We start from the raw sequence: 24,903 nt of genomic DNA, 5'->3' as shown, positions 1-24,903 counted from the left end.
TTCTCATGCGCGCAGCCGCCCATTGCTCAGCACCCAGGCCGCAGGCGTGCGTCGAAAGGATTTCGCATGACCAGCACTCCGGCCACGAGCTTGGCCCCCAGCCCCGCTGAACCCCTGAGCCACCAGGTACTGGCCGCGCTCGCCCAGCACCGCATCGCCACCACCAGCCAGCTGCGCCGGATGCTGCGGCCGGACGGCACACGGCAACTGCTGTCCCGCGTCCTGAACAAGCTCCGCTCCGACAGCTTCGTCGACTGCACGGTACTGCCGGACGCCAACCGCTCACGTACCCACGCCTGGTACCTCACGCAGGAAGGCTCACGCCTGACCCGGGATCTGCCCGTCCTGCGGGGACGGCCGCCCTACCCCATCACCTCGGATACGGCAGCCTCGCTCAAGACCCCGCACACGCTCGCCGTCGTGCGCGCCCACCTGGCCTTTGCCGCAGACGCCCGCCGGCTCGGACACGAGCACGGCCCCTGGGACTGGACCCCTGAGGTGTCTCACTCCATCGGCGAAGGCGAACAGACTACGGCCGACGCCGTCATGTACTACACCACCGCCGAAAGCGAACACCGACGAAAGCTCCGCGCGTTCGCGGAAGCCGATCGCACCACCATGAGCAGCGAGCGGCTGGCCGTGAAGTCGATCGAGTACGCCCGTCTGTTCCAGTACGAAGCCCAGCCCGTCACCCGCCACAGGCCGACCGCCACAGGCCCTGCCTGGCTCCGCTGGTATCCGGTCTTCCCCCGCGTGCTCTTCGTGCTCACCGGCGCCTCCCGAACCAGGCTGGACAATCCGATCAGCGATCTGCAGGCCATGGTCGCCCAGCACCCGCTCGTAACAGCCCTCGCCCGCGAAGTCCGGCTCGGAGCCGCCCTGCTGGAAGACATCGAGCAACACGGCCCCGCCCAAGCCGTCTGGGTGCCACTGGCCGACGGCAAACCCCGCCCATGGACCGAGCTGTGAATCCCCCGCGCGAGCGATAGGGAGTGACCAGCCTGCCACCCCAGGACTGCTGCCCTGAAACGGCAGGCATTCACCACGCCCCAGACCATCGCCTGAGGCATCCCGCGTCCCGCAGACTCACCCGGCCGCCCGTCCACCCGACAGCAGCCACTCCACGGTCAGTGGCCGCAGTGCGGGCCGCCTGATCACACGAGGTCCGCCTGCAAGTACTTCCCAGACGGGAAGCCACCTTCGCGACCAGGTAGTCAGATCTGCCGGTACAGACGGAAGTGCCAAGGCTCGCCGCCACGACGACGAACTCGCTTGACGGACCAGACGGACTGTCCGGCGCTAGGAGCAACAGCGGCTTACAGACCCGTGGAGGCGCCGCCCGCTCCTGCGCTGGTCTCGTGCCGACTCTTCGGCTGCGGCTACTCAGGACGACCTAGGTACTCGCGCCCAAGCGGAGCGCGGTACCTGCTGCCTAGCATCCCGAGCATGAGTTCCGTTGAGCAGATGGCCGGATCGAGTGAACAGGTGGCGGCGCGGCAGCAGTCGCAGGGTACGACGTCGCTTGTACTGGGTGCTGTCGCCGTCGCGATGATGGTCTGCCCCTTGCTGCCCGCCCCGGTCCCGATGTGGGTCCGCCTTCTTCCCGTGTACTTCTTCGTGCCCGTGGGGATCTCTGCGGTCGTCTCAGGCACCGTCGCTCTGCGCAGGATGCGGGGCTGGGAGGGAGCCGATCGCTTCCGGGCGCGGGCGGGTGTCGCGCTCGGCACCGCGGCCGTCGTGATTCCGCTGGCCGTGATCGTCTGGGCGATCTGGGCGCTGAACCAGGCCTACAAGTAGACGGCGATCAGCTATGAGCTTCAGAGATGGGTTCGGAGAGGTCGTTTTCATCTTGAGTGCTGTGCTCTGGGCTGTTTTGTTCTGCCCCTCGGGGTGTTGCTGGTGGGTCTGCAGGGGCGGCTCTGCTTGGTGGGGCTGGTGGTGTGACGAATGGGGTGGAGGTCTGCTTGCGCCTGTCTCATTCCAGGACGACCGGGTCTGTCCCGTGCTTCGACGAGGCGGGATGCAGTGCCGGCGCCCCTGGACGTCGTCCCGCACACAGATGTGCATGCGGCACCGCGAGTTGTTCACGAGGCTGGGACGCCCGCCGCTGGAGGCGTTCTTCGCCGACCCCCGCGTTCGCCCGCTGCCGGGCTTCGGCCTGTGCTCGGTCGACGCCTGCCACCGGCACCAGGCGAACAGCTCGAACCTGTTCTGCCCTCCGCACTGGGTGAGGTGGCAGGAGGCACAAGTCCCCGACGCTGAATTCGAGACGTGGTGCCGCACCGAGCCCGGCACGGCGGAGTCCACCGCGCTGAGCCTGCGCGGTCTGCCGGCCCTGGTGACCGCCGAGATCCTCTACGTCCTCCAGGCCCGCACGGACGCCGAGGTCAAAAGCCCGCCCGTCCTGCTGCGAGGCCTCGTCCGGCACCTGCGCGAGCAACGCGTCGAGCAGTTCGACGACGTCCAGGTGCCCCGCAACACCCACCTCGCCGGCATGGCCAACCGCATGCGCCACATGCTCGCGGCCGCCGTCTCCACTCCGGAACTGGAGCAGATCAAGGACGTCTGGAACATGGGCGCCTTCGGACTGGGCCAGTGGCGGCGGATGGACTTCACGCCGTTGCACCAGGAGTGGATGCGGCGGGCCTGCAAGACGTGGGTGCTGGACGAGATCCCCCGTCGCTACGGCAAGAACATCCCCAACGGCCTCTCCGACATGATCCTCTGCCTGCGCTACCTCTCCCAGAGCCTGGTCCGCTCCCGTCAGGACGACGGAGCGGACATGGCCGCGCTCGGCCGCAGCGACATCGAGACGTTCACGCAGTACGTGGCTCACCTCGCGCACACCGGCGAGATCAGCGCTTTCCGCCGCACGACGGTCTGCCGCTTCACCAGCCGGTTCCTGCGCGAAATCCGCGACCTGGGCCTGACACGGCCCGGCGAAATCCTCGCCGACCTGCCCGACGACTTCGCGCTGCGCAGGCACGACATGCCCCCGGTCGTCATCGAGGAGGGGCCGGGCAGAGCCCTGCCGAAGGAGATCCTCAGCCAGCTCTGCGAGCGGCTGCCCACCCTCGACCAGATCCGTGACGGCAGCGACGACGCGCGCGCCGCCATTGAGATCCTCGTCGATACCGGCCGACGCCCCGACGAGATCGGATGCCTGCCCTGGGACTGCATGGAGACCGACGAGCACGGCAAGTCCGTGCTCGTCTACACCGACTTCAAGAACAACCGCATCGGCCTCCGCCTGCCGATCCCGGACTCCACCGCAGAGATCATCGTCGGGCAGAAGAAGGCCATCCGCGCCCGTTTCCCAGACACCGAGCTGTCCAAGCTGGTCCTTGTCGGCGTACGGCCTCAGCTCCCCAGCCGCGTACAGATGAACGTCCCCAGCTGTCAGGCCACTTCGTTCTCTCGCTCGATGGCCTTGAGTCGGTTCTTGAGTCGGTAGCTGGGGCCGTTGATGGCGATCACTTCGCAGTGGTGCAGGAGGCGGTCGAGGATGGCGGTGGCGAGGACTTCGTCGCCGAAGACCTGGCCCCATTCGCTGAAGGTCTTGTTCGAGGTGAGGATGATCGAGCCCTTCTCGTAGCGCTTGGAGATGACCTGGAAGACCAGGTTCGCTTCCGCTCGTTCGAGGGGCTGGTAGCCGACCTCATCGACCACCAGGACGCTCGGCCGAAGGTAGGAACCGAGCTTGCTGGTCAGCCGGCCCGTCGCTTCGGCGGCTTTGAGGTTGCGGACCATGTCGTCGAGACTGGTGAAGTAGATCGAGTAGCCGGCCCGGCAGGCCGCGACCGCGAGAGCGACGGCGATATGCGTCTTGCCGACCCCGGGCGGACCGAGCAGGGCCGCGTTCGCCTTGGCCTCGACGAAGGACAAGGTGGCCAAGTCCTTGACCTTGCGCGGGTCGAGTTCGGGCTGGAAGGAAAAGTCGTATTCGTCGAGCGTCTTGTGGTGCGGCAGCTTTGAGGTCCGCAGGCAGGTGCGGAAGCGGCGGTCGTCACGGACGGCGAGTTCTTCGGAGAGGACCAGGTCGAGGAAGTCGAGGTAGCCCATCTTCGCCTCGTCCGCGCGCCGGGTGAACTCGTTGATGGTTTCCGCCAGGTGGGGCAGGCCGAGCTTGCCGGCCGTGGTGCGGATGCGGTTGCCGGTCAGCTCGCTCAAGAGGATTCCTTCGTCGGTCGGCTGGTGGTGAAGGGGCGGGTGCCGGTCAGTTCGTCATAGACCGACAGCGGACGGCGGCCGACCTCGATCCGGGTGGCGGCGGCCCGGTTCAGCAGGGCCTGCAACGGGCCGGCTTCTTCACCTCGGGGCTGCGGGCGGGGCCGGGGCGGGATGTCGCCGGTGGTGGTTCGGCGTCCCTTGCCGGTGGGCAGGCCGTCCCAGTGCTGTTCCTCGACAACGCGGACACCGCGGCCGACCACCCGCGCATGCATGGCCAGCAGCGTGTCGCCGTCGGTGCCGGGGACGGTGGAGTGCAGCATGACCTGCGACTTCGTGGCCCGGATCTCCACCAGCTGGCGCGGGCGGACGCGCCGGGCGGGCACCGAGTAGAGGTTGCCGCCGAAGGCGACCAGGCAGTCCTTGCCGACCGGCCGCAGGTGCCGCTCGGCCACCAGATAGGGGGTCGGCGGCAGCGGTTTGAGGGCCGCGTGGTCGCGGGCCGCCCGCTCGCCGATGACCTCCCGGTGTGTCTTGTGGATCTGAGCCCGCCGGAGCGGCACCCACGCGGCGAACGCGGCGTCCATCTCCTCGACGGAGCAGAAAGCCCGGCCGGACAGCACGTGATCTCGGACGATCAGCACCTGGCGTTCGACGCGGCCTTTGCCGGTGGGCCGGTAGGCGGCCAGGACATCGATGTCGAAGTCGTAGTGGCCGGCGAAGCCGACCGCCTCCGGATGCAGCGGGACCGCCTCGCCGGGGGCGACATGCCGGCGGACGACGGTCTTGGTGCGGTCGTAAACGATCGTCATGGGCACCCCGCCGAAGTGGGAAAACGCCCGGCGGTGGCAGTCGAAGAACGACTGCAGGTCTTGGCTGGTGGTGAAGCAGCAGAACGGGTCACGGGAGTACGACAGCGTCATGTGGAAGGAGTAGACCTTGCCGATGCCCATGTGGGCGAGGGTCCTTCCCTCGTCGCCCCAGTCCACCTGGGCCTGGGCGCCCGGGATGACCTCGAAGCGGCGGTGCATGCCCGCCAGTTCCTTCGGCGTGATGCCGAGTTCCTCGGCGATCCTGGGACGGGCATCCTGGACGTAGAGCTTCGTCCGCTGGTAGTTGCCGGTGAACCCGTACTCGCTGGCAAGCCGTTCGTGGATGACCGCCGCTTTCATCAGGACCTCGGCCCGCAGCATCGAGTCGACCAGCGGCGCGAACTCGTCGATTGCCCTCGCCCGTGACCGCCCGTTCGCCGACCGCCTCGGAGGAGTCGCCGGACCAGGTGCAGAGAGGTACTTGCGGACCGTCTTCCTGTCCAGCCCCGTCTCCCTGGCGATCTCCGACAGACTTATCGCCCCGGACTCCAACAGGCCACGGAAACGCCGCAGTTCCAGCCAGCGATGCGGATCCAAGACCACCGTCAACCGCCCTCCGCCATCCCACATCGATCAAGCAGCAGAGTGGCGGGCAACAGGTCTCACCGCATCAACAACTGTCCCTTTTCATCCGTACGCGGGTGGGGACGTTCACGTGTACGCCGACAGTCCTCTTCCCCCAGCCCCGGCAGAACTCCGAGGGCACCAAGCCGTTCCGGATGCAGCCCATCGGCAACGTCCACCGCCGCTGGATCAACGCCATGCCCCCACTGCTACTGGCCGACGGCACCGAGTTCCCCAAGCTGGAAGTCGTGCCCTACTCCTACCGCCACTCCTACGCCCAGCGGCACGCCGACGCCGGAACCCTGCCTGACGTGCTGCGCGAGCTCATGGGTCACCGGTCGTTGCAGACCACTCAGGGCTACTACCGGGTCACGGAGAAACGCACCCGGGCCGCGGTCGATAAACTTGTCTCGCACCAGTTCGACCGGCACGGCAACAAGATCTGGACCCAGGCCCGCCAGCTCCTGGAGCACGAGCACGCCCGCCTGCGGATCGGCCAGGTGTCCGTCCCCTACGGGATCTGCGTCGAGCCGAGCAACGTCAAGGCCGGCGGCCACGGTTGCCCGTTCCGGTTCCGCTGCGTCGGCTGCGACCACTTCCGCACCGACCCGTCGTACTTGCCGGAGCTGCGGACCTACCTCGACACTCTGCTCCGGGATCGCGAACGCCTGGCCGCAGCAACCGACTTGGACGCTTGGGCCCGCACCGAGGCGACTCCCTCCGAGGAGGAAGTCAAGCGCATCCGCACACTGATCCGCCGCGTCGAGACCGACCTGGACGGGCTCACGGACGACGAACGCGAGCAGATCACGGAGGCTACGCGGACCCTGCGCAAGACCCGCACCGTCTCCCTGGGCATGCCCGGCATCCGCCCGCCGGAGCCGGACCTGCGGCTGGAGCGTGACACGTGAGCACATCACCGGACCACCTGGCCCGAGCACGGGCAGCGGACTCCGACCGGCGGCGGACCCGTGCCCTCAAGGTCCTCGACAAGCTGGCCGCGGACGGCGAGGAGATCACCGTCTCCTCCGTTGCCCGCGCCGCCGGCGTCCACCGCAGTCTGATCCACCGGCACGGTGACCTGCACGCGGCCGTTCTCGCCCGAGCGGGCGAGCCGCCTCCCAGCGCGACGGCCGGAACGCAGGTCAGCCGCCGGTCGCTGCTGGCCGACATCGCGAACCTCACGGCCCGCAACGGCCGTCTGTCCGCGCACATCACCCGGCTCGAACGACGTCTGTCTGAAGCGCTTGGACAGGCTGCTTGGGAAGCCTCCGGGCTCGGTGCCCCCGCCGACGTCGAAACACTCACCCGCCGCATCGGCGAGCTGGAGCAGCGGATCCTCGACCTCCGCTCCGAACTCGCCGAGCGCGACGAGGACCTCGCCGCCGCACGCGCCGCGAACCGGGACTTGATGGCGCAGCTGAACCGCTGACAGGGCGGTTCCGGAATACGCCAGAGACCTGCCTTCTGCCAGCAGCAGAACACCGGCCCGACCGGGCCCGGCGATCACTACAGTCCAGGCTCATGACGACGGTTACAACGCGCACGGTCGAATACGCGGCTGACGGCCTGACGATGATCGGGCACCTCGCGCTCCCGGCCGGTGTCGACCGCCGGCCCGCGGTCCTGGTCGGGCCTGAGGGGATGGGGCTCAGCGACGTCGAGCGCCGCCGGGCCGATGTACTCGCTGAGCTGGGATACGTGGCGCTGGCCTTCGACCTCCACGGCGGGCGCTATTTGGGCGACCCTGAGGAGATGCTTGCCCGTTGCATGCCGCTGCTCGCCGACCCCGACCGGATGCGGGGCATCGGCCACGCGGCGCTCGACGTGCTCCGCGCCGAACCGCGGACCGACCCCGACCGGATCGCCGCCGTCGGCTACGGCACCGGGGGCGCGATCGCGCTGGAACTCGGGCGCGACGGCGTCGACCTGCGGGGGATCGGGACAGTCAACGCACTGACCACGGGCCGACCGGGCGAGGCGGCGCGCATTCGCTGCCCGGTGTGGGCCGGTGTCGGGTCGGAAGACCCCATCATGCCGCCCGCGCAACGGGACGCGTTCACCGCTGAGATGCAGGCCGCGGGCGTCGACTGGCGCCTCGCGCTCTACGGCGGCGCCTTACACGCCTTCCACCACCCACCGGTCGACCACACCGTGGTCCCCGGCGTCGGCTACCACCCACGGCACGCGCAGCGAGCGTGGCGTGACGTCGTCGACCTGCTCGCCGAGTGCCTGCCCATCACGGAGTGATCTGGTCGACAACCGCGATTCCGGACCGCAAACCAAGCCGGTCGACCGTCACCACGCACCAAGCTCGGCCACCCACCACCGGTGCTTACCGGTCGCCACGGCAGGTTTCTGGCGCATTCCGGTCCTGTCCCCTGCACCAAGTCGTCGCCATCACCCCCAACACGCCAGGGCGGCGGCGTTAATCGCCAGGTGCACAGTGTTGTCAGCAACGATGACCAGGGCCTTCGCCAGGCCGGACGGCACGGCCACGGGCGAGCCCTGGTTCTTCTGCACGTCCGCCCAAGCGACCCGACGCGAGGCAGGGGCCAGCAGGTTCCGCGCCCAGACCAGGTACTTCGCGGCCCGATAGCGGTCCAGGACAACGTGCGTCGCCACGATCACCGCAAGTGCGAGCGGGGACTGCGTGATCAGCAGGAACGGCAGCCCATACGTGGTGCCATGCACGATCGCGGGCCACCACCGCTTGACCTTCTCCGTCGCCATCCAGTCCGACTGGATGAGGTAGTCGCCGGCCAGATGCGCCAGCAGGCTCTCGAAGAACAACATCAGGAAGCCACCGACTCGGTCCACGACACTTGTCGCTCACCCAGCGACCGCGGACACACGCGCCTGAGCTGCACGATCATCATGCTTCCCGGACTCGAACTTCGAGCAACCCCGAGAGAAAGGCAGTGGTGAAGGCATGCCTTCCTGCCGTCGGCCGTGCCGTGGGTGCTCTTCGCCTGGGTCTCGGGGTGCTCGTAGGTCACCGGCGCTTCGTCCGAGGAGCCCTTCACCCGTGCGCAGAAGTCGCTCTGAAACCAAATTGTCGCTGCTTTCTTTGCGTGTCTCACATGCCTCAACTCCCGTTGATTGGTTGTGGAGTTAGCAGTTGATGAAGGTCGTGTCGCGGGCCTAACGTCCCGTTCCCGTGTTGGTGCACTTCTTCTCTTCCGAGGGCTGGCAGTCCTGGGGACTCGGTGGGCAGCCGCTGATCCCTGAGCGGATGCCGGTCCTGATCGACGACGACTTCCTGTTCGAGGACGGGTACGGTCCGCGGGCGACGCGGGTGGTGAATACGTGGCTGCGTACGCTTCCGTCGAGTGGCGCCCCGTCGCCGAACTCGTGGCGTGCGTACGCGCTGGCGGCCCGGGACTGGCTGACTCATCTGCGGCGCCACGCGATTGGGGTGTTCGCCTCGCGGCAGGAGCTGGTGGCCGCGCTGGGTACGTACGCGGACCGGCGGTTGTCGGGGCCGTTGGACGAGCGATTGGCGTCGTCTTCGTGGGAGCTTCAGGTCACCGCGTTGCCCCGGTTCTACGCCTGGGCGGTGGATGAGGGCCTGGCGGGTGCGGTGCCGTTCACGGTGGGCACGGGCATGCGGATGGTCGAGGGCCGGTTGGTCGAAAGCGGGCGGAATCTGGCGAGGATGCGGCGGGTGAAGCCGCACGTGAAGGTGCAGTACCTGGAGTCGGACTTCGCCGATCTGTTCTGCCGCGGGCTGGCCGGGCTGGGTCCGGACGGTCTGGAGGATGCGGCGTTTCGGGGCCGGTTCCCGGGGCGGAACGCGGCGATGGGCCGTCTGGTGCTGGGCACCGGGATGCGGAGCCGGGAGTTCACGCATCTGCTGGTGCACGAGGTGCCGCCGCTTCCGGCGGAGCCGACGGAGGTGCCGATCTTGTGGGCGGTGCCGGAGTTGGGCGCCAAGGGCCGGAAGTTCCGCATGACGTGGATCGACTACGCGTCGCTGGCGGCGGTGCGCGCCTACATCGCGTTGGACAGGGAGATGGCCCGCGGCTCGTGGATGCCCCGGAAGCCGCTGGTGGTGGAGGAGGCGGACTTCTGCGGCGGCCGGGTCAACGGATGGCGCATGACCTGGTCGTCGCTGGCTCCGGCCGAACGGCTGCGGCTGGTCGACCCGCAGGGAGGTTCGCTGCTGCTGGCGCTGAGCTACGGCGGGCGGCCGTTCGTGGACTGGGGGACGCTGTTTCGTCGCACGGCCCGCCGTATCCGGGAGGTGTTCGAGCCGCGGTTCCCGGACGTCGCTCCGCACCGATGTCGCCACAGCTTCGCGATGGCCACGCTGGAGCGGTTGGTGGAGGGTCACTACCGGGCTTCTGCCCAGATGGCCGCGGCCACCGGTGACGCGTCGGGGCTCGCGCTCTACCTGCTGAAATCCGATCCGCTGTTGATCCTGCGGGACTTGTTGGGGCATTCCAGCGTCACGACGACGGAGGTCTACCTCAAGCGCCTGGACGTGCACCGGATCTACCGGGCCGCTTGGGAGAAGACGCACGGGCAAGTGGATCCGGCGGTGCTGGCCGAGGCCGATGGCGAGTTCGAGGAGGCTGTCTGATGCCCGCCGAAGTGATCCGCGAGCCGCTCGCGCTGAAGTTGTCCCTGCCCGGCCAGGCGACCGAACTGATCGCGATCGGAGACCTTCCGAACCTGCTGCTGGCCACCGACCTCACCGAGGGGCTGGCCGCTCTGATCCACCCGAACGGACCGCTCGCCAAGCGGACCACGGTGATGAGCTTCACCTACACGTTGCGCCGGATGGTCCGCGAACTGCGCGCTGACGGGTTCGTTGGATCGGCAGGCGAGCTGACGCGGCCGCTGCTGGCTTCCTTCTGGCTGCGTTCGCAGTATCTGGTCGAATACCGCACCCGCGCGGTGCTGCGGGCCTTCGACGAGCGGCACCAAGCCTTGGCGGAGCCGGTGCGGCAGATGGTGTTCGGCACGAACTACACCCGGCCGGTCGTGGGCTCCCCGCTGCCGCCCTACCAGCCGGCCGAGTGGAACCGGCTGATCGACTTGTGCAAAGCGGAGGTACGTCGTCTTGGTGACCGACACCGGGCGATGCTCGCGCTCGCCGAGGAAGGCACGGACCCGGCGGTCGGGGGCTGGGACAAGGCGAACGCGGCCTGGTTGCTGTTGCGTCTGGGGCCGGTCAGCCGGGCTGTGGTCGCGAAGCACCTGGGCCTGACACGTGAGGAAGCGCGGCAGGGGTCCTTGGGGCTTGAGGAGATCCGCAACGCTCTGTTCCCCACGCACGCGGACGCCGTCCCCTATCTGTTGCTGCTGGGGGCCTGGACGGGCATCGTCCCCGACGGGTTGACGACCGGACCGTTCAAGCATTCCGCCAGTTCCAAGACGGCCAGCTGCCAGCCGGTCCCGGCGCGGACGCTCTCATGGCTGCCTTCCGCGCGGTCGAGGACGAACTCCAAAGGCACGAGCCCGGCCCGGCCAAGGTGGTCACCGACCGACAGATCGAACTGCTGCTCAAGAAGAAGGCCGCAGTCCTGCACCTGTCCGCCGCGAACTACTGCTGGTTCGAGGACCCGGCCAAAGCCTTGTGTCTCAAGCTGGCTGGCGCCAAGTCGGCGGCGGCTCCGCTGACGGGAATGTGTGACAGCTCCCGCTGTCCGCAGGCCACCCACCATCTCCTCCACCGGCCCGTCTGGCAGACCGCGGCGGACAACGGCACCGTCCTGCTGGCCAGCCCGCGCATGCCTGCCGGTGAGAAGAACCGGCTGCGGGCCGAACACGAACGCTCCATGCGAGCCCTCGAAGAGATCGACAAGGCCGCCGGAAAGGCGGGATGACATGGCGCTCAGTCCCGAACAGCGCGATCAGATCGAACGGCGGATCCGCGCGGCCATCGACCGGCTTCTCGCCGGGCAGATCCCGGTCGGCGGGGCCTGCGACGTCAAGACCCTCGCTCGCGAGGCCGGGATCTCCCGCGCTGCCCTCTATCGCACCTGGGGCCACCTCAAGGACGAGTTCGAGAAACGGCGGACCGCTGCCTGGGCCGCAGGTCAGCAGCCCGACCCGCGCGAGGCTCGGATCGCCCGGCTGCGGGAGCGCAACCAGCGACTCACCACTAAACTTGCCCGCACCCACACCGAGCTCAATCAGCTCAAAGCGGGGCACCAGCTCGCCCTGTCAGCCCTGGTCGCCAAAGATGACGAGCTCCAGAGACTGCGCCGCCAACTGAGTACCTTCGGCGGTATGGCTCCGGCGCCAGTGCCCGGACAGCAGCACGGGGACGACGCCACGGGCGTCGTCCCCCTGTACCGGGCCTGAGATTGGTGTTCAGCCGCGGCAGGACGCGATCTCACCGGAGTTCAGGGCCGATGGAGAACGCTTTTGGTCTGGCCAGGGTGTCGTACAGCCTCACTCAATCCTGGGGCCGGGCGTCATGAAGAAGGCCTGAGTGAAGTTGCCTTCTCTATCTCAGCTTTAAAGGCTGTCTCGTAACTCGTGGTGGGGTGTGCGTTGGGCTGGTCGTGCAGATGACCCGCGCTCAGTGTCCTGAGCTCGTCGAGGTGCTCGCTTGCGATGGGGAAACGACAGGTTGCCCTGAGGCAAGCGCATCTGGGCCGAGCTGAGCTGCGGGAACTAACCAAAGTGCCAGCACGGGGCGAGACGGATCCCATCTTCCGCTCTGGTTTCTCCTCCCTTCGGGCCAATCATGGGCGCGTAGGCACTCGTACGCACTCTGCCTCGACCACCATGAGCGGGGTGAAGCAGCTGGGCGGTGGGCACGAACCTGCTCCAACGTTCGACGAGATCCAGGCCAGGGTCGGAAAGCGCCTGGACGACGTTGCCAAGATCCTCGCCGGTGCCCTGGTCACGGTGGCCGGGGTTATGACCACACTGGGGCTGACGAGTGATGTCGTATTCGTCGCGCTCAACAATGAATCGTGGCCCATCTACGTGGCCTCGCTCTGCGCCATCCTCGCCATCGTGTGCAGCATCCTGGCCCTACTCATCCACCCGACCCGGCGGGGCAACCTGTGGGAGACCGTCGTACTGGTGCTCGGAGTGATCTTCTACATGGTCGCGTTGAGCGTGGCGGTCGTCGGCGCGTCCAAAGCGGCAGGTGGGAACGGGCGACCGACGATCACTGACGTCAGACTCGCAGGGCCGAGGTCCGACATGAGGCTGAGCTTCGACGTGCTCGCGGACGGCGTCGACACGTGGGCGAGCATCAACGTATACGCGAACGCCGTGGCCACGGACGGGGACCCCATCGAATCGCGCGACTTCTACAACAGCACCCTCAGGCCCAACGACAGGGGCGAAATCGAACAGCACATTAGCGTGCCGTTCTCGGCCCCACAGGGCGCATGGGGCATCCAAATCAGCGCAGTCACCGCAGGCGGGGCCGAAGAGTGCGAGTCTCGATCAACGCGCGGTCCTACGTGTGCGGTGATCCAGCTTCCCTGACGACCCCAAAGGTTATGTTCATAGCACCTTGTTCACGCTCGGCGAGTGTCCGGCCAGGAATCTCCGTGAGGGGCGTCTGCTCAGCGCTCAAAGACGAGATTGTGCATGTGAGCGACGCCGCTCGTGGCCCAGAAGACGCCGTCGCCCTTAAGCCGGCAGTCCCGCAGGATCTTCCAATTCTTCATCCTGGCGAAAACATGCTCGACCCGGGCTCGGACCCTCCGGTGGGAGGCATTATGCTGCTCCTTCCAGTGCGGCAGACGGTCCTGGTCCCTCTTCCGGCATGAGGGATGAGGATGCCTGTGCCCTGATAGCCGCCGCCGGCAAGGACGATCGCATTGCCGCAGGAGGCTTCGATGCCTGACTCGGTAAAGGCGGCGCAGTCATTGCGGTTGCCCGGCAGCGGGCGGCCGACGCCAGAACCAGCCGAGTATCGGCCTTGACAAGCACCTGCAGGTTCGCCGAGTACCTGTAGTTCTTGGACGAGGCGGACACGGTCCGATCGCCGGTGGGCACCAGCGCGCCATCCACGATGAGGACTTCCCGACGGCTTGGCCTGCCCTTGGTCAACGGCAGAGCAAGCAGCGGACCATGCCGGTCGATGATCCGGCCGACCGCTGCCCGAGAGAGCCCGAATAGCGGAGCCAGCCGACGCATGGTGAGATTCGTGCGGCAGTACGTCGCCACCAGTAAGCACCCGGTCCTCCAAGGTCAGAGCCCACGGGCGGCCCGGGCGGGTTGGGTCCAGGGCCCTGCCGCCCTCGCGGCAGACGGCCCGCACCAGGCGCTGGAAGTGGCGCGGGCGGAGCCCGGTGAACGCCTCGACTAGCTCAGGACACTGAGCGGAGATCATCTGCACGACCAGCCCAACGCAGCACCCCACCACGAGTTACGAGACAGCCTTTAGTGAGGGGCCACGCGTTTTCCGGACAGGCGTCTGACTGTCTATTTCACGTGGCGATTCGCAACTTCTGGTACTCGGCGTGGACTTCACGTGGAGGGCGGTAACCCACGGCCGAGTGGAGGCGTTTGCGATTGTACCAGAATTCGATGTACCGAGTGATGTCCTGCCGGGCAGCCTCTCGGGTCAGGTAAGTGACCCGTGATACACGCTCGTTCTTCAGCGCGCCGAAGAACGATTCGGCCATGGCATTGTCGAAACATATCCCGGTGCGGCCGGAAGACCGGCGGAGTTCGAACCGGTTGAGCACCTTCCCAAACTCGGCTGACATGTAGTTGCTGCAGCGGGGGGAAAATATTGCACCGGCCGGGAGGTTCCTGACTGTCCTGCGGCAAGGACGATCGCGCCGCTGGGCTGTCGCTACGGCGGCTCCTGACCGAGACACTCAGGAAGGTGGACACGGGCTTCGCCGCGTTAACCCAATAGTCTCCGAGCTGGGCGCCTGCACGTCCCAGGCCCATGAGAGCAGCGAACACGGCGGCGTTGCGGTGCGACATGCGTGAGGTTTCCTTGTCTGCGAGGTGGTGGATGGCTGGGCTATCGCCCCGTGGAGCACGTGCGTATGCCCGGGCATCGCGCCCGGGTTGTCTGTTCCGCACCGATGCCTGCAAAGCGAGCGGGGGCGGGGCAGGTCAACCGGTCCTCAGCCGCGGAACCTGTTGCGCTTGAAGATCGCCCGCTTGATGTGAACGGCTGTGCCGCCGGAGCCTCCCCTGGGGGCAGTAGCACTCCAACGAGCACGACCAGGGCCGCCATGCCCATCACGAACTGGCTGGCGGTCGCGAGGATGTCGTCGAGGACGGACATCCTGGGGCAGCGGCTCCGATGCCGTGGCCGACGAGGGCATTTGCGCCCTCCGGTGGACGATGGAAGCGCGCTGCACGTCCAGACGAACGCGGGCACGAAGTGCGACGCGGGCTTCTGCTTGAGGTGGGTACGGCAGGCAGCACGTGGTTGGTACGTGTCACATCAGCTCGAAGCCGAACAGGCGCGCGCCCCAGGCTGCCACGACCAGACCAACGAGGCCGATGACCACCTGGCGGCCGGTGATTGGAGCTTTATCGCCTTCATGGGACTGGGGCCCGTGGTTGGCATCGACGTGGGCTTTGAGCGCGGCGGACGGCCCTTCCCGGCCGTGCGGATACGCGCACTCGCATACGTCACACCAATACATGGGGCCCCGCCCTTCTTCACGTGCCTACTGGTCGGCCGGCGTGCGCCCCGGAGAGGGACCGGCACGCCCGCTGATGGACCGGTAGGCAACCTACGTGGATGATTCTTTCCACGGGGTTCAGCGGTCGTCTGTAGGCAGGAAGGCGAGCGCCTGTCGGAGGTTGTGCTCGGCGATTCCCACCATGAAGTCGCGGTCCGGGAAGTCGCCGTCGAGGAGCCGCAGTGGTCCGGCAACGAGGGACAGGTGCATCGCCAGTGTGTAGAAGGTCAGGCGCTCCTCGTCGAGGTCACCGCTGTTCAGCCACCGGTAGTGGTCGCCGAAGCGCAGTCGCAGGAACGCGTGCTCCCATTCGGCATCGAAGAACATCAACCCTTCGGTGTCGATGAGGACGGGCTGCCCGTGCCGGTCCACCAGCACGTGGTCTGGCCCGAGCTCGCCGTGGATGAGCCCGTACTGCGAGCGTGGGCGCACGGCGGCGGCCAATTCACGCACTACGTTCACCAGGCGGTGGCGGGAATGCGTGATCCGCGTGTCCCGCGAGGCGGCTTCGGTGAGGTCGTTTAGCGCGCGGTCCAGGACGACCTGCTCACACGAGCTGCCCTCGGACGTGCCGCCGTTGTCGATCAGGGCGACTTTTCCGAAGCGTGGACCCTGGTGCCGCTGCATCGCGCCGAGTGCCTCGGCGAGTTGCGCCATAGTCGCTTCCACGCTGCGCGGGTCCTGGCGGAGCAGTGTTTCCAGGTTGTCGCCGGGCACGTCCTCGACCACTGCAACGTCCGCCGGGTAGTGCTTCCTGCTCTGGTCGGCCAGTCGGATCCGGGGCGTGCGGATTCCAAGGGCATCCAGATGCCGGTGGGCGGCCTCGAAGAGCTCGATGCCGGAGGCGGGCGAGAACGGGTCCGCGTGGCTGTCGGCCTCGTCGGCGCCCGTGGTGGGCCAGTAGTTCTCGGCGTCGTCCCAGATGTAGGCGATCGCGGTCGAGTCATCGTCGAAGGTGAGGCGGTACACGCCCTTCTTGCTTCCGCCTCGGAGACGCGATACGCCGACGAGGCGATGTTCGGTGCCCAGAGCCGCTCGCGCGACGCCTTCCAAGTGATCCCGTGTGACAAGCCTGCGCACCACGTCCACGACCTGCCTCCCCCATGTATCGACTGCGCGGCCCCCGCTGCTGGAGGAGGCGTTCCCGCCCAGGCGGGCCAGCGCATAGGCGACCGACCTTTGGCGACGCCTATTGCACGTAGGAGGAGGGATGCCAACCTCTATGTGTGAAGGCTGACTTGGACTCCCTGGCGACCGTACTCCATGTTACGGCCGACGACCTGCTGAGGGACTGACCACAGCTCGCCCCCTCGCGGCCAGAGGTAGGCATCGCGCCGCTGCTCGGCGACGCGGAGCCGGTGACCTTGGCCATGATGCAGGCGATGCTCGGCTTCACTGTGCCCAGTACGGGCACTACGCCAGCCACCCGCTAGTTTCTGGGGAATGCGGCTGCACCTGGTGTGCACCCTGCACGGTTTGCCTGTCGCGTTCGCGCTGACCGGAGCCAAGACCAACGAGCCCGAGACCTTGCTGGACCTGCTCGCGGTCGAGCCGCAGCTCACCGCCGAGCGCCCCGGGGGAAGACGCTGATCGGGGACTGGGTCGGCACGACCGGACGCCGATCACGGTGAACGTCTTCATCCAAGCGACTCCAGCTACCAGTACAGCCACCCCGCCATGGCAGAGTCAGTCCCATGTCGACCTTAACGCTGGGGCGGCGCAGACACTTTGCTGCGGCCGCTCTCCTCCTGAGCGCCGCCATATCTCTGACCGCCTGCGGTGAGCAGCGCGCCGCGGACACGGCGGCCGACGCCCCGAGTACGCCCCCGAGTTCCAACCCCAGTTCCCCCGACGCTTCCCCCTACGTGGAGCCCGGAGTCGTCGACGGTGCCCCGCACAACGGCGACAACAACGCCTACCGCCGCTCCCGCAAAATGTCCCCCGCCAGCGCGAAGGACGCGCAAAAGGAAGCAGATCGCATCGACCCCGTACTCAAGCGGCTCTGGGGACAGAAGAAGTGGGACCCCAAGAGCGTGCGCCAGGCGCTGCTCCAGCTCGGGTACGAGGAGGAGCGGACTGGGCCGGACGGCGAGCGGCTCGCCGGGACGCTTACCATGCGGGAGATGGACTCGCGCTACAAGGTCGACCACTACGTCACGGCCGAAGGCGCCCTGGTCGGCCTTCGCGTCCATGACGACGCCTGCGTCACGGCGTTCGTGCAGAAGACCAACTACGAGGTCAAGATCAACGGCCCGTTCATGGAGACCGGCTGCTTCGAGCCGCCCTACGGCCACTGAGAGACGGTGCGAGGCACGTTCGCGAGAGAAGCAGACCTGAGGTTGGGAACCTCCTGGTCAGCACCCCGGGCACGTCATGGGCTGGGGACCATCCCCGCAGTTGCTGGAAGCCGGTAGAGCACCAATTCGCGCCGCAGTACTGAGCGGGACCGTCCCCGCGGGCGCAGGGAGCAGATGCCGAAATTGATGAGCAGGATGATTTTGAAGGGACCATCCCTGCGGGGCGGGGAGCAGAGTGAGGTGCCGTCGAGGTACACAAGCTTGGTGGGACCATCCCCGCGGGTGCGGGGAGTAGTACGTCGCGTTCGGGTTCGCCGACCTCTCGGCGGGACCATACCCGCGGATGGGGGGGAGCAGCCGTGTTCGCTGCTCCATCGAGGACGTGCTTCGAGACCATCCCCCGCGGGTGCGGGGATGGTCCCGGATCGGAGAAGCTCCATGGAGCGTGGCCGCCCTGCTCCCCGCCCCCGCGGGGATCGGGGTGCGACCTCACATCGTCGTCGACGACATCGGCATGCTGCCATCCGGGCAGGCCGCGCCGAGGCGCTCTACCGCGTGATCGACGCAGCTTACGAACGCCGGTCCGTGATCGTGACCTCGAACCTCCACTTCCCAAAAGCGCACATGTTCCGGGCGAACCTGTGCCAGGCAGCGCTGAAACTTCACGGGTTCCGGCAGCAACTCGGATGCTGCATGATCGAACGATGCTGGTCGAACTGGAGAAGGTCGCAAAATTTCCCTGGAGTCCCTGGCTGGCTCAGATCCGGACCCCGTTCGGACGGACCATGGTCCGCTGGTGCGGTGACCAGACCGCGGAGCCGGGCGAGTACCACGTCGAGTGGACAGTCGATGAGGACATCGTCTGGGGGCGGAATGTGAAACCGGCTGCCGATTCCGGACCGGGAGTCGGGCCTGGCGGGCACTGCATTGTCCTGCGAGGGCGGCTGAACCCCACAAAGGATGGCGCCGCCGTACTGGACTTGGACGGCACTCTGATCCTGCTGGATCTCGCTGATTCGCTGCCCGAAGATGTCGCCCATACGCGGGTTGACCTCTTCATCGAGCGCGAAAAGATCAGTCTCTACCCCTACGAACTCTGACCAGATATCAGCTTCCGTCCGTCTCCCACTGCGACAAACGGGTCTCGTCGACGCGATCGGACAGATACTGCTCCCCGCACCCGCGGGAATGGTCCCTCGGACGGCGCAGAGGCTGCGGAATTGGGAGCCCCGACCGCCATGACCACTGATCCCCGCACCGGCGGGGGGAAGTACAGGCCCTGCAGAACGTGCTGGAGCATGCCCACGGCGAGAGCCTCCACCTCCGACGCGAACTCGTCCGCCGCCGCGGACCCACGCCGACCCCTCAGCGACTGCCCACCTGACCAGCCATCCAAGCCGCGTGCTGACGGATGCGAACCAAGTCATCGGGAAAGTAGCTCTCCCAGCCCTCGTCCAAGCGGATCCAGGCCACAGGCTGCCCGGCCTCCGCGACGAACGGGGTCGCCACATCGACGACCGCGGCATACGACAACCCGAGCGTGACCGGCCAGTCCGGGTGAAACGAACGAACCGCGACCGCCGTCGGCTCAGACAGCAACTCCGGCTGAAGCCCCGCCTCTTCGAAGAGTTCCCGGCTCGCACCCTCTCGCGGCGTCTCTCCAGCCTCGACCTTCCCACCCGGCGGAACCCACCCCCGCCAACGGTGCTTCACCAACACCACCCGGGCAAGGTCCTCGTCAAATACCCAGACCTCGGCTGCAAGCGGCTCCATCGGCCCCTTCCTGGCAGAGGCCAGCCACTTACAAGCCCCGTCGAACTCCGCCACCGCCCGCTGGGCATCAATGACTGCCGCCTCGACAGCCCGCTCATCGACCATGTTCCGAGTCATCGGGACAAAATACGGGGATGCACTGACATCACAGCCCTGTCACCAATCTGATGAACGTCATACGCTGCGGCAAACCGTCGATATCGCTGGCAACCGTGCTGCTCCCTGCACCCGCGGGGATGGTCCCAAGCCGGTCTGCTCCTGCACCAGTTCGTGGATCTGCCTCGCATCCGCGGGGATGGTCCAGGCGGCTACGACATCCAGTTGGCCGCCAGCCACTGCTCACCGCGCCCGAGCATGACGCTCCTCACAGTGGTCCTCTCCGCCCGCCGATAGGTTGGCGGCATGTCTGACGGAATTCGATGGATCGGTGAGCACGCTTACGAGGATGCGAAGGGCGACGTGCCCGGGATGCGTGGCAGCATTTCGCTGACAGCAGCCCGAGGCGTGGAGACGGAAGACTTCTTGGTACGCCTCGGAGCCGACCCCGAACAGCTTGACTGCCAGGACCTGTACAAAGACCGCAACGACTTAGCTATACCGTCCAGCGGGTACAAGACGCATATCAACTGGGCCATGTACGGCACCTGCGGTGACTGGCTGTATGTGCTGGAAGACTGGGGCATGGCGACCTTCTACGCGGGTTACCGGAGTGTGGCGGCAATGGAGCCGCGCACTGGTGAGGAGATCGTCTGCCTGACGATGAACAGCTGGGACCCCCCGCAGCTGATCCTCCACGCGCCGGGCGACCACAATCGGACCTGGCAGGCGGAGTTCGGCGAGCCCGCCGAGTGGTCACCGACACTGGACGCCGCACTACGGGTGGCAGGCGCGGTGTTTCCTTCCGCGTACTACGACTCCGACACGACTGAGGAAGAGGAGCGACAGTACTTTGAGGAGCATCACAAACAGCTCCCCCTGGCCGTGTTTACCGGTGTCGGCCGCTACTGCGGTCTGACGATCGACCGCGCCGTTGTCGAAGCTGGCCTCCTCCCGCTGGCCATCCTCCCGATGCCGGAGAGCTGACCCCACCGGCCGGTGGCGACACCCCACCTGGGGCGCCCCCACCGGCCTTTCAGGTGTTTGCCGCTACTTTGCGGTCATCGTGCAGATGACAGGGTTGACGGGCTTGCCGAACGCGTCGGTGGCCGCGCAGTTCCCGGTCATGCGGGTATTGAGCCAGTAGGCGTCTTTGTCGATGATGCGCATCTGCTTCATGAAGTTGTTGAAGTTTCCGCCCATCGACTGCTGGTTCTGGTTGCCGGAGATGGACGAGCGCCCGCACACCTCGTTGAAGGTCGGCACCTTGCCGTTGTCGATGTTGTACAGGTGGATCTTCGTCTCGTGCTTCTTGGCGAAGGATTGCACGCAGGCGCTCCCGTCCGGGTCGCCGGTGGTGGAGCCGGTGGGGACGGCCTCGTTCAGGCCGCCTTCGCTCTTCTTCATGCCGCCGCTGTTGTATGAGGACGCGAAGGCAAACTCGTCACAGTTCAGAGCGTCGTTCGCATCGTCCAGTGCACTGGCATCACCGCTTGCCGCGGCCCACCGCTTGGGGCAGATACGGCCCCGGTTCGTCGTGTTCTGATCGCTGTTACCCATGTAGTACAGGGGCTTGCCATACGACTCCGAACCGGCATGGTTCGGCAGCATGGTCTGGATCAGCCACGCGTGCGCCGCAGCCTGCGGATGCTTCTTCGCGTTGAACACATACGTCGGAGCCGAGTTGACGAACACGCAGCCCGTCGCCGTGTGCGTGGTCAGCGTGTCGCAACGGATCTGGTCGAGGTCGGGGTTGTCCTTCCAGTAGCCCTTGCTCCACTGGTAGTCGACCTTCTGCTCCATGCCGGGCGAGTGGACCTGTCCTTCGATCTTGACGTCCGGCTTATACCGGTACGTCATGTCGGCTGCGGACGCATCCCACGTGTACTTCGTGGTCAGCGACGCCGTGTGTGTGTCGCCGGGCCTCCAGGTCGGGGTAGCTGTCCAGTCCCCGCCCTGGGGCTCGATCGGCTTGCACGAGCCCTGGCAGATGTGACCGTTGAAGGCGGACAGGCTGATGCCACCGTCGAAATCGTCCGGAATTTTGACGCCCTTAATGGTGAGGGTTTCGGTGAAGCTGTCCGGGCCGTCCAGGCGGAGCGTGCGGGTGAAGTTGAACTCAGCCTTCGCGATGGGGTCGTCTTCGGGGCCCAGGTAGTAGGTGACCGGCCGGGTATCGCACTCCTTGAACCGGTCGGCGTAGGCCCCCATGGCGCCGTTCTCGCACCAGCCCACATCCCGCGTGCTCCTGGACTCGGCAGGCTTGGCCGGGGTCGCGGCGATGCACACCTGGCGGCCGTCCTTGTCGGTCGGACCGCACTGCTTCCGGGCCTTGTAGGTACTCCGCGTGACGCCGCCAGAGGCCAGCGGCTTGGTCTGCTTGCTGTTGGGTGCAGTGGTGAAGCCCGGGTTCGGCGCGTCAAAGACAGGCGCCGGGAGCGCCAGGTCCACGGGCAGTTCGATGCGGAGCCTCGCCCACGGCGACCATGACGTCTCATACAGGGAGCCGTCGTAGGCGCTCGTGTGGAAGACGTAGTCGACCTTCGGGTTCAACCACTTGGGGTCGACGCTTACCGTGGCTGCGGAGCCGGAGTTGACGTAGCCGGACACCTTAACGCCGTACTCGTTGTCCTCGATTTTGACTTTGGTCTTGGGCTTGCCGCCGGAGTCGACGGTCCACACCTCGAAGGTGAGGGTGGATTTGTCGCCGTCGGCGTCGGTGACGGTGTTCCGCAGCTGGACCTTTCGGGTGTTCACGCTCCAGGTGCCCAGCCCCTCGTCGACCTGTTTCCAGGCCGGTCCGGCGGACGGCTTCTTGCCTGACACCGGGCGGGCTCCGGCCCTGACTTCTTTCTCGGGGCCTGCGGCCGGCCGTGTGGACGGTGCGGCGTTGGGGTCGGGGTTCGGATCGAAGGTATCGGCGGATGCGGTGGTCGCTACGCCGGATCCCACGAGCAGCACGGTGGCGGCGCCGCAGGCTAAGCGGGACAGGATGCGACTTCTTCTGGAAGTTCCAGACAAGAGATGTTTCCCCTCTGGCCCTACCCCGCGTGTTCCCCAGGGGCAGGGCTGATCGGATGGATCGGCTTGGTCGCGCCGCCTCTTGTCTAGGCGTGGTCATGAGGGCCATTCAAGGCCGTGAACTGGTGCGTTCGTCCCTAACTGGAGCTAACGGACGTGACACTCGACACGGTTGTACAAAACCCCGTCAAAGTTTCGCTCAGGCCGGGTGGTTACGGGTGCGGCGTCGACGGCAGCCGCCGCGGTCAGGCGACGGGTCATCAAGGTGATGAGCGCCCAGGCCAGGTGCGCTTCTCTCACCTCGGGCAGGCGCTCACAGTCACGGCAGTCACGGCAGTTGCGGCGTGCGTGCATGATCCAGCCGAGCCTTTGGCGTTCTTGGGCCGGGAGATCTTCATGCTCCAATCCCGCTCATTCTTGACGGAGTTGGCACGGACGCGGTCGAGACGGCCCAGCACTCCGCTGTTGCGGCCCTCGCCCGTCAGAAGCTGCAAAGGCCTCGAGGCGAATATCGATCAACCTGTGGCGGTCGGGGGCCGAAAAGTGAACGCTTTACATGGCCGCCCTCGGCGTGCCGACGGAACACTGAGGACCTTATGGGCGATTTGCCGGACTCCAAGAAACTCTGCGAAACCTGTATACCTCCGCGATGAAACTGCAGGTCGCGCAGTCTGAACCCGCACCCGCGGGGATGGTCCCCCCACCCCCAGGCTGACGTTGAGCCCGGAGTTCTGCTCCCCGCACCGGCAGGGATGGTCCCAACTGCATGATGACGACTCAGTGATCTGCGGTTTTGCCGCGTTCTATAGGTGACGGCCGTCACGGAGACTCCCCAAAACGGGCTCCACCCACCGGCGCAGCGGACGTCCATGTGGGCGAGGGCTGTGAGACGTTGCGGCGGCTGCGGATTTCACCACGTGGCGGGGGCCTGCACGCGAAACCCTCTGGTCCGTAGGCTCCTTGGGGTGATCGGATAGGCGCATGAGACTTCCTCGTACCGGGGTGGCCGAGGTTGTCGTGCCAGTCCTCGTCCGCGACCTGACGCCCACTGATCTGCCGGCCTGTACGTGGTCCGGCTCGACCGCCCATCTGATGCAGGTGGAACGGGAGTTGGTGCGCGCGGCAGCGGGGGATGTGGACTATCTGGCGGTGTGCACCCCGGCCGATGTTCCGGTGGCGATCGGAGGCATCGACTACCAGGTCACAGCCGGTGTAGGCACACTCTGGCAGCTCGGGGTACTCCCGGCCCTGCAGTCGTGTGGTCTGGGCACCATGCTCATCCGGGCCGCGGAGGACCGCATCAGGTCACGCAGCCTGCACAGGGCCGAGCTCGCGGTGGAGGAGAGCAATCCACGGGCCCGGGCCCTGTACGAGCGACTGGGCTACCTGGCCCACGGTCGCCGGCCGGACGCCTGGGACGTCCAGGCGCCGGACGGCTCACTGCTCCGGTACGAGACCATGTGCACGGTGATGCACAAGGACTTGTCGTAGGGGGCGCCGCGTGGCGATGGAAGTGTGGGCACCGATCTTTTCACTCGCAGGCGTCGCCCTCGGCGGCGGCCTGACGGCGCTCTCCCAGCGCGCCACTCAGCGCTCCGCCGAACGGCTGGAGGAACGCCGCCAGGCAGCGGCCACCAGCGAGGCGCGCCGAGCAGAGCAGATGCAGGCGATCAAGGACTTCATCGCCTGCGCCCAGGATGCCGAACGGGCGGCCTACAGCCGGCCCGAGGCTTGGGGCGATGACGAAGACTGGAACAGCACCGCTTCGGGTGCCATGACCAGGCTCTGGATCGCTGAACGGCACCTCGTGCTGCTCAGCGACGCGGACCTGCACGCCCCTGTGCACACATACGGTCGGGCACTCAACCAGGCGGTGTGGCGAGAGATCGGCGACGTCGAGGTCAACGAGCACCTCGAGGAACACAAGATCGCCTTCATGACCGCAGCACGCGCGAGCCTCGCCTCCCCTTGAGTCCAAGCAACCGAGGTGGGACCCCTCCGTTCAGGAGCCGCCAAGACGAGCGGCCTCCGACGCCCGTCTCGAACCCTGAGCAGCTGGGGAACGAAGAGTGACACTGGCCGACTTCACAGGCTCTCGATGGGGATGCAGGCCCTGGTACCTCACGCCAACGAAAAGCCCTTGGGGAGGTCCGCTACGCCGAGAACGGGCGCCTGATCACCGCCATCAACATCGTGATGGGCTTCCACCCTGATCACTACACGGGCTGCGATCCACACAGGTTCACCCCGGCAATGCGCGCACTGGGTGCCGCACCCGAGAATCAGGACTACGGCCCCCTGGGGCCACGAGGGCTGTTCTTCCGCCTCGCTGAAGACCTCGGAGTCGGCCTCCCCCACGCCGACCTGACCACCAACCCGGTACTCAGCGCCGAACTCCAGCCCAGGCCGGACATCGACGCCCGACCGCGCGAACCACCGGCTCCGTAGTACGCCCGGCCCGTTTTCCGTCATCCCAGA

24 protein-coding genes and 1 pseudogene are annotated in these 24,903 nt (G+C 66.9%); 17 read left to right on the top strand and 8 right to left on the bottom strand.

Annotated features, from left to right (window positions below; genetic code table 11):
- Positions 1–66 precede the first annotated feature (66 nt).
- The 3 genes from OG729_RS39410 (at position 67) to OG729_RS39400 (ending at position 3,454) form a co-directional block, all read left to right on the top strand.
- On the top strand, positions 67–969 hold the full coding sequence (locus tag OG729_RS39410; protein WP_405803414.1) for a replication-relaxation family protein: 903 nt from the start codon (positions 67–69) through the stop codon (positions 967–969).
- A 477-nt stretch (positions 970–1,446) separates the two neighbouring features.
- Positions 1,447–1,797 (top strand): hypothetical protein, encoded by a 351-nt coding sequence (locus tag OG729_RS39405; RefSeq protein ID WP_405810992.1) that lies wholly within the window; start codon positions 1,447–1,449, stop codon positions 1,795–1,797.
- 268 nt (positions 1,798–2,065) lie between these two features.
- A complete protein-coding gene (locus OG729_RS39400) occupies positions 2,066–3,454 on the top strand; it encodes a hypothetical protein (RefSeq protein WP_405810990.1) in 1,389 nt (462 codons plus the stop codon).
- Here OG729_RS39400 and istB read toward each other — a convergent pair.
- Together istB and istA are read right to left on the bottom strand one after the other, a co-directional pair.
- Positions 3,400–4,170 carry an IS21-like element helper ATPase IstB gene (gene istB, locus OG729_RS39395; protein ID WP_405803643.1) on the bottom strand — a complete coding sequence of 257 codons (771 nt, stop codon included), beginning with the start codon at positions 4,168–4,170 and terminating at the stop codon, positions 3,400–3,402. The genes OG729_RS39400 and istB overlap by 55 nt on opposite strands.
- Positions 4,167–5,582 (bottom strand): IS21 family transposase, encoded by a 1,416-nt coding sequence (gene istA / locus OG729_RS39390; protein ID WP_405811003.1) that lies wholly within the window; start codon positions 5,580–5,582, stop codon positions 4,167–4,169. Before istA ends, istB begins: the two co-directional genes overlap by 4 nt.
- A gap of 98 nt (positions 5,583–5,680) precedes the next feature.
- Between istA and OG729_RS39385 the strand changes: the two genes are divergently transcribed.
- The 3 genes from OG729_RS39385 (at position 5,681) to OG729_RS39375 (ending at position 7,853) form a co-directional block, all read left to right on the top strand.
- Complete coding sequence (locus OG729_RS39385) at positions 5,681–6,514, top strand: hypothetical protein (protein WP_405810988.1); 834 nt, start codon at positions 5,681–5,683, stop codon at positions 6,512–6,514.
- On the top strand, positions 6,511–7,035 hold the full coding sequence (locus OG729_RS39380) for a helix-turn-helix domain-containing protein (protein ID WP_405810987.1): 525 nt from the start codon (positions 6,511–6,513) through the stop codon (positions 7,033–7,035). Before OG729_RS39385 ends, OG729_RS39380 begins: the two co-directional genes overlap by 4 nt.
- A 92-nt stretch (positions 7,036–7,127) precedes the next feature.
- Positions 7,128–7,853 carry a dienelactone hydrolase family protein gene (locus OG729_RS39375; protein WP_405810985.1) on the top strand — a complete coding sequence of 242 codons (726 nt, stop codon included), beginning with the start codon at positions 7,128–7,130 and terminating at the stop codon, positions 7,851–7,853.
- Between the two features lie 150 nt (positions 7,854–8,003).
- Here the strand turns inward: OG729_RS39375 and OG729_RS39370 are convergent, their stop codons facing one another.
- Positions 8,004–8,423 carry a DUF3307 domain-containing protein gene (locus OG729_RS39370; protein WP_405810983.1) on the bottom strand — a complete coding sequence of 140 codons (420 nt, stop codon included), beginning with the start codon at positions 8,421–8,423 and terminating at the stop codon, positions 8,004–8,006.
- Positions 8,424–8,763: 340 nt separating this feature from the next.
- On the opposite strand from OG729_RS39370, the gene OG729_RS39365 reads away from it, so the two are divergent.
- The 5 genes from OG729_RS39365 (at position 8,764) to OG729_RS39345 (ending at position 13,064) form a co-directional block, all read left to right on the top strand.
- A complete protein-coding gene (locus tag OG729_RS39365; RefSeq protein WP_405810982.1) occupies positions 8,764–10,188 on the top strand; it encodes a site-specific integrase in 1,425 nt (474 codons plus the stop codon).
- Positions 10,188–11,231 (top strand): hypothetical protein, encoded by a 1,044-nt coding sequence (locus OG729_RS39360; RefSeq protein WP_405810980.1) that lies wholly within the window; start codon positions 10,188–10,190, stop codon positions 11,229–11,231. The genes OG729_RS39365 and OG729_RS39360 overlap by 1 nt, the downstream gene beginning before the upstream one ends.
- 5 nt (positions 11,232–11,236) lie before the next feature.
- On the top strand, positions 11,237–11,437 hold the full coding sequence (locus tag OG729_RS39355) for a hypothetical protein (RefSeq protein WP_360875857.1): 201 nt from the start codon (positions 11,237–11,239) through the stop codon (positions 11,435–11,437).
- 1 nt (position 11,438) lies between these two features.
- On the top strand, positions 11,439–11,918 hold the full coding sequence (locus OG729_RS39350) for a hypothetical protein (protein ID WP_405810978.1): 480 nt from the start codon (positions 11,439–11,441) through the stop codon (positions 11,916–11,918).
- A gap of 438 nt (positions 11,919–12,356) precedes the next feature.
- Entirely contained in the window at positions 12,357–13,064 is a 708-nt protein-coding gene (locus OG729_RS39345) for a hypothetical protein (RefSeq protein ID WP_360875853.1), read from the top strand.
- An 80-nt stretch (positions 13,065–13,144) separates the two neighbouring features.
- Here the strand turns inward: OG729_RS39345 and OG729_RS39340 are convergent.
- The 3 genes and pseudogenes from OG729_RS39340 to OG729_RS39330 form a co-directional block, all read right to left on the bottom strand.
- Positions 13,145–13,917, bottom strand: a pseudogene (locus OG729_RS39340) (transposase).
- Between the two features lie 97 nt (positions 13,918–14,014).
- Positions 14,015–14,275: an integrase core domain-containing protein gene (locus OG729_RS39335; protein WP_405810976.1), complete on the bottom strand. Its 261-nt coding sequence runs from the start codon at positions 14,273–14,275 to the stop codon at positions 14,015–14,017.
- Between the two features lie 1,041 nt (positions 14,276–15,316).
- Positions 15,317–16,318 (bottom strand): phosphotransferase family protein, encoded by a 1,002-nt coding sequence (locus OG729_RS39330; RefSeq protein ID WP_405811446.1) that lies wholly within the window; start codon positions 16,316–16,318, stop codon positions 15,317–15,319.
- 614 nt (positions 16,319–16,932) lie between these two features.
- Here OG729_RS39330 and OG729_RS39325 point away from each other — a divergent pair.
- Positions 16,933–17,535, top strand: a complete 603-nt coding sequence (locus tag OG729_RS39325) for a hypothetical protein (RefSeq protein ID WP_405810974.1) — start codon at positions 16,933–16,935, stop codon at positions 17,533–17,535.
- A gap of 704 nt (positions 17,536–18,239) precedes the next feature.
- Entirely contained in the window at positions 18,240–18,635 is a 396-nt protein-coding gene (locus OG729_RS39320; RefSeq protein WP_405810973.1) for a hypothetical protein, read from the top strand.
- A 265-nt stretch (positions 18,636–18,900) separates the two neighbouring features.
- Here the strand turns inward: OG729_RS39320 and OG729_RS39315 are convergent, their stop codons facing one another.
- Positions 18,901–19,425 (bottom strand): NUDIX domain-containing protein, encoded by a 525-nt coding sequence (locus tag OG729_RS39315; protein WP_405810971.1) that lies wholly within the window; start codon positions 19,423–19,425, stop codon positions 18,901–18,903.
- A gap of 285 nt (positions 19,426–19,710) precedes the next feature.
- Between OG729_RS39315 and OG729_RS39310 the strand changes: the two genes are divergently transcribed.
- Entirely contained in the window at positions 19,711–20,391 is a 681-nt protein-coding gene (locus tag OG729_RS39310) for a hypothetical protein (protein ID WP_360875842.1), read from the top strand.
- A gap of 63 nt (positions 20,392–20,454) precedes the next feature.
- Here OG729_RS39310 and OG729_RS39305 read toward each other — a convergent pair whose 3' ends face one another.
- Complete coding sequence (locus tag OG729_RS39305; protein ID WP_405810970.1) at positions 20,455–22,356, bottom strand: hypothetical protein; 1,902 nt, start codon at positions 22,354–22,356, stop codon at positions 20,455–20,457.
- Between the two features lie 1,050 nt (positions 22,357–23,406).
- On the opposite strand from OG729_RS39305, the gene OG729_RS39300 reads away from it, so the two are divergent.
- From OG729_RS39300 to OG729_RS39290, 3 genes are all read left to right on the top strand, one after another.
- Positions 23,407–23,916: a GNAT family N-acetyltransferase gene (locus OG729_RS39300; protein WP_405810968.1), complete on the top strand. Its 510-nt coding sequence runs from the start codon at positions 23,407–23,409 to the stop codon at positions 23,914–23,916.
- A gap of 10 nt (positions 23,917–23,926) precedes the next feature.
- Positions 23,927–24,397 (top strand): hypothetical protein, encoded by a 471-nt coding sequence (locus OG729_RS39295; RefSeq protein ID WP_405810966.1) that lies wholly within the window; start codon positions 23,927–23,929, stop codon positions 24,395–24,397.
- A 281-nt stretch (positions 24,398–24,678) separates the two neighbouring features.
- Positions 24,679–24,873, top strand: coding sequence for a hypothetical protein (locus tag OG729_RS39290; RefSeq protein WP_405810965.1), 195 nt, complete (start codon positions 24,679–24,681; stop codon positions 24,871–24,873).
- The last annotated feature ends 30 nt before the right edge of the window (positions 24,874–24,903 follow it).

Origin of the sequence: Streptomyces sp. NBC_00210, assembly GCF_045160975.1 — a bacterium.
Classification (GTDB): Bacteria; Actinomycetota; Actinomycetes; order Streptomycetales; family Streptomycetaceae; genus Streptomyces.
Note: the sequence above shows the minus strand (reverse complement) of the source record. Positions and strands in the feature narration are given on the sequence as shown.